Origin of the sequence: Enterobacter sp. BNK-18 (assembly GCF_047456135.1) — a bacterium.
GTDB classification, from domain to species: Bacteria; Pseudomonadota; Gammaproteobacteria; order Enterobacterales; family Enterobacteriaceae; genus Enterobacter; species Enterobacter ludwigii.
In genome coordinates this window covers 1,233,421-1,247,409 of record NZ_CP179899.1, presented here as the reverse complement: position 1 = coordinate 1,247,409, position 13,989 = coordinate 1,233,421, and the positions used below count along the sequence as shown (strand labels likewise).

Below are 13,989 nucleotides of genomic sequence, written 5' to 3'. Positions count from 1 at the left end.
GATGGGAAGTGGATGGCATGAATGGCCGCTGGTGATCTTCACCGTCTTCGGACAGTGCGTCGCCGGGGCATTGATCGTTATGGGGCTCGTCTGGCTTACTGAAAAAGACGACGCGGTGAAAACACGCCTTGTCCGCAGTATGTTCTTTCTGTGGCTGGTGATGGGCATCGGATTTTTGGCGTCCGTGCTGCACCTTGGCTCCCCGCTCCGGGCCTTTAACTCGCTCAACCGCGTGGGTGCTTCGGCGCTCAGTAACGAAATTGCCGCGGGATCCATTTTCTTTGCCGTTGGCGGTTTCTGGTGGCTGGTATCCGTTATCGGTAAAATGCCCCCGGCACTGGGTAAAATCTGGCTGGTCGTTAGCCAGATCCTGGGCGTTGTCTTTGTCTGGGCGATGACCCGGGTTTATCAAATTGATACCGTACCGACCTGGTACACGGGTTACACCACGCTGGCCTTTTTCCTGACGCTGGTATTGGGAGGGCCGCTGTTTGCAGCCCTGTTGCTGCGCGTGGCAAACACGACATATAAAAGCACATTCGCGGCCTCTGTCAGCGTGCTGGCACTCCTGGCCTGCGTGGCGGTCATCGTGCTGCAGAGCAATGACCTGGCGACAATCCACAGTTCCGTTCAACAGGCGAGTGCCCTGCTGCCTGACTATGGCGCACTGCAAATCTGGCGTATCGTACTGCTTGCCGCCGGACTCGGCTGCTGGTTGTGCCCGCTGATGCGTCGGCAGGAGCCTAAAGCCCTCGCTCTTTTTGCAGGCGTGATACTGGTCGTCGTGGGTGAACTGATTGGCCGTGGTCTTTTCTATGGTCTGCACATGACCGCAGGTATGGCGATTGCGGGTTAACACAGTCGCGCGGGCTACTCCGCGCGAGCAAGGAAGGTAGTCATGAAAGAAGTCTCACAGCGTGATTCGTTCGCGTTCAGCGCCCGGGTACTGGGCGCGCTGTTTTATTTTGCTCCGGATAGCGAGCAGACTGCGCCACTGGTGCAGGCACTCACCGCAGGCGACTGGATTCAGGACTGGCCGCTGGCGCCGGAAACGCTGCAGCCTGTTGCAGATGCGTTCAAAACGCCATCCGATGAAGCGTTGAAAGATGCCTGGCAACGTCTGTTTATTGGCCCTTACGCCCTGCCGTCACCGCCGTGGGGTTCCGTCTGGCTGGATCGGGAATCCGTGCTCTTCGGCGACTCCACCCTCGCGCTGCGCCAGTGGATGCGTGAAAACAACATTGCCTTCGAGATGAAGCAGAACGAACCGGAAGATCACATCGGTACCCTGCTGTTACTGGCCGCGTGGCTGGCAGAAAATGGCCGCGACGCTGAACGCGACCAGCTTCTGGCATGGCACCTGCTGCCGTGGAGTACCCGCTTCCTGTCCGTGTTTGTTGAAAACGCCGGGCACCCGTTCTACACCGCACTGGGCAAACTCGCACAGCTGACGCTCGCGGACTGGCAGGACACGTTAATTATTCCGGTCGCGGAAAAAACGCTGTACCGCTAACGCCAGCACCTGGCTTGCTCACCGTTTCCGGGCAAGCCAGGCTCTCCAGCCACCAAATTCGGTGATATCCCGTGCCCCCTCCAGGCCATACGCCTCGCAGATAAACCCGGTCAACCACCGTCCATCCTGCAGCTCGATTTTTCCCAGCCCCAGAGGTGCGGGGATCCCGGCGAGAAACGACCCCACTTCGCTGTGCGGTAGCTCCCAGACCTCGACCGCAATCCCGGCCCCCTGGTCTGCCACCCGAACCATTCCGGGACGTTTACCGTCCGCCAGCGCATACAGACGGTAATAAGGTGCGCTGGTGGTCGCGTCGACAAGGCGTGCTCCGCGCTCACGTAACTGAACATTGAGCGCCAGACCGTCCATATGCGCACCGCAGACCACTATCCGCAGGCGGTCATGGGTTGCAGTGCAGGTCGGCGCGTCGTCCAGCATGGCACGATTGCCCGGTAACGTTAATTTTGTGTGACGTTGTAACGCATCGGCCAGACTGAGCAGATACTGATCGGTAAACGCGCGGCCAAATAGCGTGACGCCGGATGGCAGCCCATTGTTCATTTCACCGACCGGGACCGCTACGGCGGCATAGTCGAGCAGGTTCATAAAGTTGGTATAGATGCCCAGCGCCGAGTTGCTTTTAACCGGTTCATCGGCCAGCTCAGCCAGACTCACCGGGCGGGGATACGTCGGGATTAATACGCAATCCAGGTCGGCCATCATGGCATCGCACTCGGCTTTATACCGCTGGAGTTTGTACTGCGCGTCAAACGCCGCCACCGCAGTGGCTGCAGGCGCGTTTTGCAGGACATCACGGATAACCGGCAACACCGCGTCGGGCTGGCGTTCAATCAGCGCACCCGCGAGGTGATAACGCTCGGCGACCCACGGGCCGTCATAGAGCAGTTTCGCAGCCGCCAGAAACGGTGCAAAGTCGAGAGTCACGGGCACGCCACCCAGCGCGATAAGCCCCGTCTTCGCGCGGTGATACAGCGCCTCGCTTTCTGCACAGCCGAGAAACTCCAGCGTCTCCGGCACGCCAAAGCGAAAGCCCGCAGCAGGGGCACCAAAAGCCTGAGGGCCGTTCCACGTCGGGTTGGACCGGCTGTATTCGTCACGCGGATCCTGTCGCGCCGTGAGTGCCAGCAGCTGGCTGGCCTCTGCTGCTGTCGCGGTGAAAAACGTGACGCAGTCCAGCGTGCGGCAGGCAGGCACAACCCCTGCCGTGGAGATGAGTCCTTTGGTTGCCTTGAGGCCGACCAGATTATTCAGCGAGGCCGGTACGCGCCCGCTACCGGCCGTGTCCGTTCCCAGCGCGAAGCTCGCCAGACCCAGGGCGACCGCCAGCGACGACCCCGCGCTGGAGCCACCGGACGGGTAATCCGGATGAACGCTGTTACGACATGGGCCATACGGCGAGCGCGTACCGTTTAAGCCGGTTGCGAACTGATCGAGGTTAGTTTTCCCCAGAGGAATCGCCCCCAGCGCAATCAGCTGCGAAACTATCGTTGCATCCTGTTCTGCCCGATACGCAAATGCCGGACAGGCGGCGGTGGTGTCGATACCTGCCAGATCGATATTGTCTTTGATGGCAAAGGGCACACCGAACAGCGGCAGCGCGTCCGGCGCTACGCCCTCCAGCGCAGCAAGGTACGGCTCCAGCTCTTCAGGGGTGAGCAGATAAATAAAAGCGTTAAATGACGGGTTCAGCGCCAGCGCGCGCTCGCGTAATGCCGTTATCACCTCACGCGGGGCGATCTGGCCTTCACGGTATGCCTCTGCCAGCACAGAGAGACGTAAATCATAAAGAGGCTTCATGCTGTTTTCTCCAGAACGACCACGCACTGGCCCGCCCGCACCGACGACCCCGGCTGGACACGGACCTGACTGACCACGCCGTCCTGAGTGGCAACTAACGGGATTTCCATTTTCATCGACTCCAGCACCACCAGCACATCGCCTTCGCGCACGGTGTTGCCGACCACAACGTTCACCTGCCACAGGTTGCCGGCAACCGGGCTTTCAACACCGGATTCTCCCGACCGTAACGGCACGTCGTCACCGTCATCCGTCGTTTCGTCGCTGCTGTCAAAATGCGCCTGCCCGCCCGCTATCCAGCGCTCACGCTCGGCGTTAAACGCCGCCTGCTGATGCGCACGGAATGCCTCAATCTCAGGTGCTTCGTCAGCCAGAAACTGCTGATACTCCGCCAGTTTCAGCGTGGTGTGTTCAATACGCAGCGGATAACGCCCCAGCGGGAAATCCCGGCGGATGGTTTGCAACTCCCCGGCAGAGACCGGATAAAAGCGAATTTGATCGAAGAAACGCAGCAGCCAGGGCTTGCCGCCGAAATCCTCTACCGTGCGATAGCGATTCCACATCTGTAGGGTTCGCCCCACAAACTGATACCCGCCCGGCCCTTCCATACCGTAGATGCAGAGGTATGCCCCGCCAATGCCCACCGAGTTCTCCGCCGTCCAGGTACGCGCCGGGTTGTATTTGGTGGTCACCAGACGGTGTCGCGGGTCGAGCGGCGTGGCCACCGGCGCGCCGAGGTAGACATCCCCCAGCCCCATCACCAGATAACGGGCGTCGAACACCGTTTTATACACTTCATCGATGTTAGCCAGATCGTTTATGCGACGGATAAACTCCAGGTTGCTCGGGCACCACGGCGCATCGCGGCGCACGGTGGTCATGTATTTGTCGATGGCTTTCTGACACGCCGGATCGTCCCAGGAGAGCGGCAGCCAGACGATGCGCGACGGCACGTCCAGCGAGTCCTGGTCACAAACGCCCTGCCACAGCCCGGCGATCACCTCCAGCAGGCTATCCAGGCGCAGCGTTTCCGGCTGATAATGAATTTGCAGGGAGCGGATCCCCGGCGTGAGATCGATAACGCCTTTCAGCGCCCGGCCCTCCAGCGCCTGCATCAGCGCGTGGCCGCGAAAACGCAGCACCAGATCCAGCTCAGGCTCGCCAATCTCCAGCAGCAGATGGGTATCACCCGACACTCTCGCCACCAGACGTTTATCGTCCGTCCCCTGCGTCAGCACAATCGGTGAGTCCAGAACAGCAGGTTGCCACGTGACTGATTGCGGGGTCAGGCTGGCGATTTGGCGCGCCTGCGCCTGCGCCAGCCGTCGCGCGGTGGCAATATCCACCGGCACAAAGCGAACGTAATCTCCCGCCTTCAGTTGCCCTACCGCGTGCAGATCGGCCTCGATGATGGTGACCGGACAGACAAACCCGCCCAGGCTTGGGCCATCCGGGCCGAGGATCACCGGCATATCGCCGGTAAAATCCACCGCGCCGATAGCATACGGATTGTCATGAATGTTCGACGGATGCAGGCCCGCCTCGCCGCCGCTGTCGCGAACCCACTCCGGTTTCGGGCCAATCAGGCGAACCCCCGTCCGGCTGGAGTTGAAATGCACCTCCCATTCGGTGGCGAAAAACGTCGCGATGTAATCCGGCGTGAAATACTCCGGCGCACCGTGCGGGCCGTAAATCACCCGCAGTTCGCGCACCGCGTCCAGCCTCGTGTGCAGCGCCTGCGGCAGCGGCGCATCCGCAACCGGCTCGGTTAACGGCGCCAGGTGCAAAATGTCACCTGTGCGGAGCGCCCGTCCGGCGTGCCCCCCGAACTGCCCCAGCGTGAAGGTACTTTTACTGCCCAGATATTCCGGCACGTTAAACCCGCCGCGCAGGCAAAGATAGCTGCGCACGCCCGCACCGCGGATCTCTCCCATACGCAGCGTCATGCCCGCACGTACGCGAAAAACGTGATTATTGGCCAGCGGTTCACCGTCCAGCGTGAGCGCAATTTCAGCGCCCGTCACCACCAGCTGCGCATCGCAGTTGAATTTCAGCGTCGGGCCGCTGAGGGTGATCTCAAGCGCGGCGGCATCGTCTTTATTGCCCAGCAGACGGTTACCCAGACGCAGCGCCAGGCTGTCCATTGGCCCGGATGGCGGAACGCCAACCGCCCAGTAGCCTGTGCGTCCCGGGTAATCCTGTACCGTGGTCTGCGTACCGGCGCTGAGCACCTCCAGCGTGGACGCCTGGTACATCAGGTGCTCAAGACAGCGGGTCCAGGGCTCACCTGCGGCAAACGGTGCGAAGGTCATGATCTGCTGCAGATAGCTGCGGTTGGTTTCAACGCCATAAAGACGGGTCTCCCCCAGCGCGGAATGCAGCACGCGGATGGCGGCTTCGCGTGTCGGCTGCCAGGCGATCATTTTGGCTAACATGGGGTCAAAAAACGGCGGGACTTCGCATCCGGCCTCAACCCAGCTGTCGATGCGCAGCGTAACGCGGTCATCGGGCGGGAAAGCCACGTCGGTGAGCAGTCCCGGTGAAGGCTGGAACTGACGGCCCGGATTCTCGGCATAGATCCTGGCCTGAATGGCATGCCCCTTCGGTTTCAGGGTGTCACGCAGTGTCGTCAATGGCGGCAACGTTCCGGCGGCAAGTTCGATCATCCAGCGTACCAGATCCACGCCCCACACCTGTTCGGTCACGCCGTGCTCCACCTGCAAACGGGTATTCACCTCAAGGAAGTAAAAGCGGGCGGCGTCGCTGTCATAGACGAATTCAACGGTGCCCGCGCTGCGGTAGTTGACCGCTTTACCGAGCGTTATCGCCGCCTCGCACAGTGCCTGCGCCATGCCCGCCGGCAGGTTTGGCGCGGGCGTCTCCTCCAGCACTTTCTGGTTACGCCGCTGCACAGAGCAGTCGCGCACGCCGAGGGCAATCACCTCGCCCTTGCCGTCGCCAAACAGCTGTACTTCCAGATGACGCGCCCGCTCGATGTACTTTTCGATAAATACACCCGCGTCGCTGAAGTTATTTTTCCCCAGACGCACTACCGCATCGAACGCGTCACGCAGCGCTTCTGCGTCATAGCAGACGCGCATACCGATACCGCCGCCTCCCGCCGTGCTTTTCAGCATCACCGGATATCCCACCCCGGCGGCAGCGTTGACGGCCTGGTTAACATCGGCCAGCAGGTCGGTGCCCTCCAGCATCGGAACCCCGTGCGTTTTCGCCAGCGCGCGAGCGGTATGCTTTAGCCCAAACAGACGCAGCTGTTCCGGCGTGGGGCCCACAAAGGCAATCCCCGCGGCGTCACACGCTTCGGCGAACGCGGCGTTTTCCGAGAGAAAACCGTACCCCGGATGAATGGCCTGTGCGCCGCTGGCTTTCGCGGCGGCGATGATCTTCGAGCTATCCAGATAGGTATTCGCCGCCGGGCCATCGCCCAGACTCAGCGCTTCATCGGCCTCGCGAATATGCAGGCTGCTGATATCCGCCTCGGAATAGACTGCCACACCACGGATTTTCATGGTGCGCAGGGTGCGTAAAATGCGGCAGGCTATCGCCCCGCGGTTCGCAATCAGGAGTGTCGTCAACATAGGTCAGACTCAATCGTGGCGGGTCGTCCCGCCGAAAATCGGCTCACCCATGGTCGTCCATGGGGGAAAAAGCGGTTACGGCAGAATGCGTCCGGCACGAACTTCAAACAGGCGGTACAGCGCCTGGCGCAGTCGCTGCCAGCGGGTGGGCGTCAGTTCCATACCAGCACCTCAGCAGGCGTTGGGTTCCAGCCGTTGCAGGGGTTATTCAGCTGTGGACAGTTGGAGATCAAGACAATGACGTTGCACTCGGCGCGCAGGTCGACGTATTTCCCCGGCGCGGAGATGCCATCTTCAAACGTCAGCCCACCCTCTGGCGTCACCGGCACGTTCATAAAGAAATTGATGTTGGCCGTGATGTCGCGTTTTTGCAGACGGCCATCGTGCAGACAGGCGCAGAGGAAGTTATCGCGGCAGCTGTGCATATGGCGTTTATCGAGGGCGTATCGCACGGTGTTGCTCTCCTGGGCGCAGGCCCCGCCGAGGGTATCGTGACGCCCGCAGGTATCGTCGATAATGGTCAGCAGGGGGTTACCGAGGCTGGAGTACAGGACGCTGCCCCGCGTGAGATAGGCGTTGTTCTGACGGCGCAATGTGCGCTGCGCATCGTAACGTTCACGCGGGTTATCGGCATTGTAGAACAGCGTGTCGACCGCCTGGTTACCTTCCAGGTCGAGCAGGCGCAACGTCTGCCCTTGTTTCACCTCGAACAGGTACGGTTCACCTGCCGGGATCACGTGGCGAAATACCGCGTCTTGCACATGCTTTTCAGAGATCATGGTCATTTTACTGCTCCTTACAGGGCGAAAAGCCGGGTATTGGTCATGGCGCGTTCGTTTTCCGGGCGCGTCAGAAGCGCGTTAACGGCCCCCTCTTCATCCTCAGCCTGTCGCCAGCTCAGCGCGACCGGTCGTGGGGCATATTCCCGGGACGGATCCATCGGATGCTGCAGCGCGGTCATCACCACAAGCGTGTCCATGGGGGCGTACAGCTCCACGTAACTGCCCGGCTGCGAATAACCGCCGTGGAAGGTGAACTGACCGCGGTCATCGACGGTGACTTTGCTGAAGAAGTTGACCACCATCAGCAGATCTTCGAGGTTGAGATCCCACTTACCCATCTCCACCAGCAGGTTGTCCGTTCCGTTTCGGTAAAACCCGTTACGCAGTTCCTGATAGCGTCCCTGGCCATACTTTTCAGTCACCTCGGCGGCGTTCAGTACGCCGCCAAACGGGTCATGCCAGCCGCAGGTATCTGCGGTGATGCCTGCCAGCACGCGTCCCATGTCGGAGTAAAAGCAGTGTCCGGCGGTCAGACGCGCGGTGTGCTGACCTTTCAGGGTGTCGGGAAGGTTCAGACGTTCACTTTTCTCGTGCGGATTCAGCATCAGCAGGCTGACGTTTGCTCCACCTTCAATGTCGGTCATACGCAGGATCTGCCCGCGCTTAAGCACAAACGAGAGGTGACCGCCGCCGGGCAGGATCTCTTCGCGTAACATGGTCATGGTATTCACGGTGTTAACCCCTTAATGCATAAACGTTATCGGGAGCCGTTCCACTCAGCGCGGAGAGCCGCGTCTCGTTGAGCGGAATGTCGTAGGTAATACGGGCGCCAAAGGCGTTGGGCGCCTGCGGGTCGAGGCGTACTTTGTCGAACACCAGTAAGCGGGTGCCGAGGTTAAAGCCTTCCGAAAGATCGTGGGTGACCATAAAGACGGTCATGCGGGTCTCCCCCCACAGCTGAAGCAACAAGGCGTGCATATCTTTACGGATACCCGGGTCCAGGGCGCCAAACGGCTCATCCAGCAGCAACACGCGCGGCTGCATGATGAAGGCCTGCGCAATGGCTAAACGTTGCTGCATACCCCCGGAAAGCTGGGCCGGGTATTTGTGCATCGCATGCCCGAGACCAACTTTTTCCAGCATCCCGGTGGCCCGCTCACGCGCCGCGCGTTTCTTTGCCCCAAACAGGCGCCCGAACAGCGGCGCTTGCGGCAGTTCGAGCCCTATGGTGACGTTATCCAGCACGCTGAGATGCGGGAAAACGGAGTAGCGCTGAAACACCACGCCCCGGCTGCTGTCCGGCTCGGCGCGCAACGGTTTACCGTCGAGCGTAATGGACCCTCGGCTGGGCGCTTCCTGACCGAGCAGCAGGCGCAAAAACGTGGATTTTCCGCAGCCAGAGGCCCCCACCATTGAGCAGAACTCGCCCTCTTTCACCTGCAGATTGAGGCGCTCCAGCACCACGTGGTCGCCGTACTCCTGCCAGATATTGTTGATGGTGATAAAGCTCATGCCTTCCCTCCTTCCGCCCAGGGAAACCAGGTTTTATGTAACTGGCGCAGGGCCAGATCCATCAGCCAGGCCAGCAGCGTGATCCACAGGACGTACGGAATGATCACATCCATCGCCATATAGCGGCGCACGAGGAAAATGCGATAGCCCAGCCCGGCGGTTGAGGAGATGGCCTCTGCCGAAATGAGAAACAACCATGCCGACCCCAGCAGCAGACGCAGCGAGGTCAGCAGCCGCGATAGCAGCTGCGGAAGTACCACGCGCAACACCAGCGTCCAGCTGTTGGCACCCAGCGTCTGGGTTTTGATCAGAATCTCCGGGGGGATTTCGCACGCGCGATGCTCCAGATCGCGCGCCAGCATCGGCGTGATGCCGATGACAATCAGCATCACTTTCGACAGTTCATCCAGCCCGAAAACGATAAATAGCACCGGCAGGATCGCCAGCGGCGGGATCATCGACAGCACCGTCATCAGCGGCGAGAGCGACGCGCGCCACAGCGGGAAAACACCGGCGGTGACGCCAACACAGAGGCCGATGATCGAGGCGATGACCAGCCCCGTCAGAAGACGGGCAAGGCTCACCAGCGTATCCACCCAGAACAGATAGTCACCGCTGCGTTTATCCGGGGTCAACGCCATGCGTGATAGCGCGTCCAGCATCTGCTGCAGGCCAGGCAGCAGCTTGTCCTGCGGGTTAGCCTCCAGCCTGACCGCGGAACCGAAAAAGTACGCGGCCAGCAGCAGGACGAAAGGCAGCATCACGAGCATCAGCCGCATGCCGGGCGTGGGATGGCGATTAATTTGTCGCATGGATGTTCCGTCCGTTATTACAGCGTGCCGGCAGCGGCCATTTTCACGAAGCTGTCATCAAAGCGCAGCTTCACGTTGCTGGCATCGCCCTGGGTGACATTGCCCGGGAAGCGCATGCCGATGAAATCCGCGCTTTGCGCCCCATCGCCCAGCAGCCCTTTATCGAACGAAAACGTGGCCACGCGCTGCATGGTTTTCGCCAGCTCCGGCGACGTTAAAAAGGCAATATTGTCCTGCGGGGTATAGAACAGGTGGGTTGTTTTCAGCTGCGCCTGATAACCGGCCAGATCGGTACCGGAGGCGGCGGCCATTGCATTGAGCACGGTGGCATCCTGCGCTTTCATCAGCCCCATCATCTCGTACCATGCGCCGGTTAATGCTTTGCCAAGCGCCGGGTTGTCTTTCAGGGTTTCGCTGTTGACCACCATCATGTCGATAAGCTCACCCGGTACCTGAGAGGAGCTGAACACTTCAGTCGTTTTTGGTGTGCCTTTGATGACCGACAGCTGCGGGTTCCAGGCTACCGCCGCCTGCACATTTGCCGTGCCAAAGGCAGAGACGATGTCCGCGTCAGACGTGTTTACCACGGTGACGTCTTTTTCGGCCAGGCCGGCTTTTTCCAGGCCGCGCACCAGCAGATAGTGGGAAACAGAGAGCTCAGGCAGGTAGACTTTCATCCCTTTCAGGTCGTTGAGCGTTTTGCCCTCGCCCTTCATCACCACGCCGTCGTTGCCTTCTGAATAGCTGCCAAGGATCAGCGCCGTGGTATCAACGCCGCCAGCGGCCGGTATGGTCAGCGCATCCATATTGGTCATGGTGCAGCCGTCAAACTGGCCCGCAGTGTACTGGTTGATGGATTCGATATAGTCGTTGAGCTGAACAACATTGATTTTGATGCCGTATTTATCGGCCCATTTATCGATGATTTTGCTACTGCTGAGGGTGCCCCAGGGCATCCAGCCGGCGTAGATGGTCCAGCAGACGTTGAACTCTTTCTTCACCGCAGCAAAGGTGGGGAGACTGACCAGCATCGCCAGGGAGAGTACCAGGGTGCGGAATAATGGCGTTTTCTTCATGCTTGACCTCTGAGTGGCACAAAATTAGGGGGCAGCGCGACACCTTCAGGTGCTGCTGTCTCCCGGGCTTTTGTCCCGCCGTGTAACCTCTCAGAGGTCGCCAGCTCTTGGACCAGCCATTCACCGCAGTGAACCGGAACCCTAGCCAGCTATTTTTCAAATTGTGGTGTGCTGCCCTTCAGTGTTAAGCGTTGCAAGGGATATGCCAGAATTTTTTATGTTAATTATTAAACTGTTAAGTCTGCCTGTGCAGGCTGTTTCACCGTTTTGGTGAGACAAGGCGAGTTAAGTGCACCGTGCTGGTGCTCTTTGGGATGACGCGTGGTGCTGACGGCGTTGCCCACAGAACGTGTCTGCGACAGCAGGAAAGGCTCAAAATGATGTGCTGGTTTTTGCCAGGTCTTTCATCATCGTCGTCGTCAGGCTGAGCTGCTCGCTTCCCATTTTACGTGACAATTCCTCTCTCGCGGACTGCCATACGGGGATCACGGATGTCAGAAGCGCCCACCCCTGCGCGGTCAGGCTAAGTTGTTTTCCACGGCGTCCGCGCCCCCCCGTTGATTCAATAACCCCACGGGACTCCATAATCCGTATGTTTCGGCTCAGTGTGGTTGCATCCACCCCGGCCTTTGATGCAAGCCCTGCCACCGTTTCATTTACGCCACCGCCGATCCCCACCAGCAGGCTGAACTGTTCTGCCGTCAATTCATAAGGTCTGAAGCAGGCGTTGTAATAACGCGTAATAGCCCGTGCTGTTGCACGTGCCTGATACGCCGGACAGGTCTCGGGGATGGTTTTTAGTAACGCCAGATCAACAGTGTTCATACTTTACGCTCGACAGATACGGTGAGATAAAATAGTGTATATACACTATTAACGCTATTCAAGGTATCATGATGCCCGCATTTATCCATATCAATTTACGTGTTATCGACCCTGCACGGCAGGCCAATCTTGCCCCTCGCTTCAGACTGGCACTTGAAGAGGCCGGCGGCAAAATTCTGCATTTTGGTCCTGTTGTCGAACTCCTTGAAGGCGATGAAGAACCGCTACCCTTTGCTGGCATTTTTGAGTTCCCTTCACTGCAGCAGGCGCTGGCGTTTTACCATTCGGAAAAGTATGCCCCGATCAAAGCTGAACGCCAGCTGGCACAGCAGGCAAAAATGTTCGTTGTCACCACTGACTAAGCGTTTCGTTTCCTTGCCTGCGATATCGTTTCCAGATTTCTCCACCCGTTCGCCAGAACCGGTGTAGAGTTTTTAAACACTGCATCTCTAAAAGGACACCGGCATCATGTTAAGCATCCTGGGCAAGACAACCTCGATCAACGTGCGTAAAGTGCTCTGGACCTGCGAAGAAACGGGTATCGAGTATCACCAGGAAGACTACGGCAGCGGTTTTGCCTCCACGCAAACCGCTGCCTTCCGCGCTCTGAATCCCAACGCCATGGTTCCCGTACTGCTCGATGACGAGTTCGTCCTCTGGGAATCTAACGCAATCTGCCGTTATCTGGCACGTAAAGCCGGCCGTGAGGATCTCCTGCCAACGGAACCGCAGGCCTGCGCCAACGTCGAACGCTGGATGGACTGGCAGGCAAGCGAATTCAACAATGCCTGGCGGTATGTCTTTCCGGCACTGGGACGCAATAACCCGGACTATAACGACCCGGAGCGTATTGCCGCCGGAATTAAAGCGTGGAACCACTGCATCGCTATTCTGGAGGAGCAGTTGCAACGCACTGCAGCCTATACGGCGGGCGAGGTGTTTACCCTTGCAGACGTGGTACTTGGTCTTTCGGTGAACCGCTGGAAAATGACGCCATTTGATAAGCCTGATGTGCCGGCAATTAACGCCTGGTTCGAACGACTTAATCAGCGACCGGCATTTTTACGTCACGGGAATAACGGTATGGTGTAAGTTTTTCAGCCCACACACATTCAGCAAGGATATTTTATTTAATTACAAAACCCTGAATGCCGTTATCAGGAATAATAATTAAGCAATATCCTGGACAGCCCCTTGCACCGCTTTGCTAGCCTGAATAGTCAGGCAAAGCTCAACCCGGAGGTATTCTTGCTGATTAAACTCAAAAAAGAACGAACGCATCAGGAGGATCGCCTGCTCGCACTCTGGCTGGCGACCTCTGCAGGCTTGCTCAACGCCATCGCCCTCGGGGCATTTGGCTTTTTTCCCTCCCATATGACCGGCAATACCTCCCAATTATCCAGCGAAGTTTCCTCTACCGATCTGAATGATATTTTGTTCTTTGGCACCCTTATTCTGTCTTTTGTTGCCGGCGCAATCATGGCCCGTATCATCGTGTTATGGGGGATTATCCATAATATCAGGCTGGTTTTTTGCCAGATACTGTTGGTCGAGGGATTATTACTGACCGGCGTTTCCTGTTACGAGATGTATTTCCATGCCCTCACGACTAACCGTGAAATTATTATCTTTCTTTGTGGTCTGATGGGGATTCATAATTCAACATCGACCCAGCTTTCCGGCGGCCGGGTAAGATCAACCCATATTACCGGCACGCTGACGGACGCGGGAATATCCCTGGCCTCGGTCCTGGTGGCGATGCTCCGCCGGGATTATTCCAAAGATACGGCAGCGCAAAAAAGTCAGCTTAAAACCCACTTAACCACCATTTTCTCGTTTATTACCGGCGGTATCGCCGGGCTGCTCCTGTTCAGGTGGATTGGGTTTAACGCCATGCTGGCGCTTGGGGTAATGCTCGTCGTTGTCGCCGCCTTTTCCATCATCAGCACCTCAGTGCGCGTTCGCCGGGTGCGCGCCGCCTTCAGCCGATAATGAGGGTCGCAGGCGTGAGGAGACGCTCACGCCATGTGACACTGTCACATTTTAAATTAC

The 13,989-nt window shown here is 58.6% G+C and carries 13 protein-coding genes and 1 riboswitch; of the genes, 5 read left to right on the top strand and 8 right to left on the bottom strand.

Going from position 1 to position 13,989, the window contains the following annotated elements:
- Position 1 precedes the first annotated feature (1 nt).
- Positions 2–856 (top strand): dimethyl sulfoxide reductase anchor subunit family protein, encoded by an 855-nt coding sequence (locus ACMGG3_RS06000; RefSeq protein ID WP_020884269.1) that lies wholly within the window; start codon positions 2–4, stop codon positions 854–856.
- 42 nt (positions 857–898) lie between these two features.
- On the top strand, positions 899–1,513 hold the full coding sequence (gene dmsD, locus ACMGG3_RS05995; protein ID WP_020884270.1) for a Tat proofreading chaperone DmsD: 615 nt from the start codon (positions 899–901) through the stop codon (positions 1,511–1,513).
- 18 nt (positions 1,514–1,531) lie between these two features.
- Here dmsD and atzF read toward each other — a convergent pair whose 3' ends face one another.
- The 8 genes from atzF to ACMGG3_RS05955 all read right to left on the bottom strand — a co-directional run bounded on the left by atzF (position 1,532) and on the right by ACMGG3_RS05955 (position 11,937).
- Positions 1,532–3,331, bottom strand: coding sequence for an allophanate hydrolase (gene atzF / locus ACMGG3_RS05990; RefSeq protein ID WP_047357370.1), 1,800 nt, complete (start codon positions 3,329–3,331; stop codon positions 1,532–1,534).
- Positions 3,328–6,930, bottom strand: a complete 3,603-nt coding sequence (uca, locus tag ACMGG3_RS05985; protein WP_414149685.1) for an urea carboxylase — start codon at positions 6,928–6,930, stop codon at positions 3,328–3,330. Before uca ends, atzF begins: the two co-directional genes overlap by 4 nt.
- Positions 6,931–7,082: 152 nt before the next feature.
- Complete coding sequence (locus tag ACMGG3_RS05980) at positions 7,083–7,715, bottom strand: urea amidolyase associated protein UAAP2 (protein ID WP_025204312.1); 633 nt, start codon at positions 7,713–7,715, stop codon at positions 7,083–7,085.
- Between the two features lie 11 nt (positions 7,716–7,726).
- Entirely contained in the window at positions 7,727–8,434 is a 708-nt protein-coding gene (locus ACMGG3_RS05975; protein ID WP_040019021.1) for an urea amidolyase associated protein UAAP1, read from the bottom strand.
- Between the two features lie 13 nt (positions 8,435–8,447).
- Positions 8,448–9,224, bottom strand: coding sequence for an ABC transporter ATP-binding protein (locus ACMGG3_RS05970; protein ID WP_014169870.1), 777 nt, complete (start codon positions 9,222–9,224; stop codon positions 8,448–8,450).
- Entirely contained in the window at positions 9,221–10,036 is an 816-nt protein-coding gene (locus ACMGG3_RS05965) for an ABC transporter permease (RefSeq protein ID WP_414149684.1), read from the bottom strand. The genes ACMGG3_RS05970 and ACMGG3_RS05965 overlap by 4 nt, the downstream gene beginning before the upstream one ends.
- A gap of 17 nt (positions 10,037–10,053) precedes the next feature.
- On the bottom strand, positions 10,054–11,112 hold the full coding sequence (locus tag ACMGG3_RS05960) for a putative urea ABC transporter substrate-binding protein (protein WP_032681129.1): 1,059 nt from the start codon (positions 11,110–11,112) through the stop codon (positions 10,054–10,056).
- 57 nt (positions 11,113–11,169) lie between these two features.
- A riboswitch (guanidine-I (ykkC/yxkD leader) is annotated at positions 11,170–11,268 on the bottom strand.
- 216 nt (positions 11,269–11,484) lie between these two features.
- Positions 11,485–11,937, bottom strand: a complete 453-nt coding sequence (locus ACMGG3_RS05955; RefSeq protein WP_014169866.1) for a MarR family winged helix-turn-helix transcriptional regulator — start codon at positions 11,935–11,937, stop codon at positions 11,485–11,487.
- Between the two features lie 68 nt (positions 11,938–12,005).
- Here ACMGG3_RS05955 and ACMGG3_RS05950 point away from each other — a divergent pair, with 68 nt between their 5' ends.
- The 3 genes from ACMGG3_RS05950 to ACMGG3_RS05940 all read left to right on the top strand — a co-directional run bounded on the left by ACMGG3_RS05950 (position 12,006) and on the right by ACMGG3_RS05940 (position 13,929).
- Positions 12,006–12,299: a DUF1330 domain-containing protein gene (locus ACMGG3_RS05950; RefSeq protein ID WP_014169865.1), complete on the top strand. Its 294-nt coding sequence runs from the start codon at positions 12,006–12,008 to the stop codon at positions 12,297–12,299.
- Between the two features lie 106 nt (positions 12,300–12,405).
- Positions 12,406–13,029, top strand: coding sequence for a glutathione S-transferase family protein (locus tag ACMGG3_RS05945; RefSeq protein WP_414149683.1), 624 nt, complete (start codon positions 12,406–12,408; stop codon positions 13,027–13,029).
- A 156-nt stretch (positions 13,030–13,185) separates the two neighbouring features.
- Entirely contained in the window at positions 13,186–13,929 is a 744-nt protein-coding gene (locus tag ACMGG3_RS05940; protein WP_068794564.1) for a YoaK family protein, read from the top strand.
- The last annotated feature ends 60 nt before the right edge of the window (positions 13,930–13,989 follow it).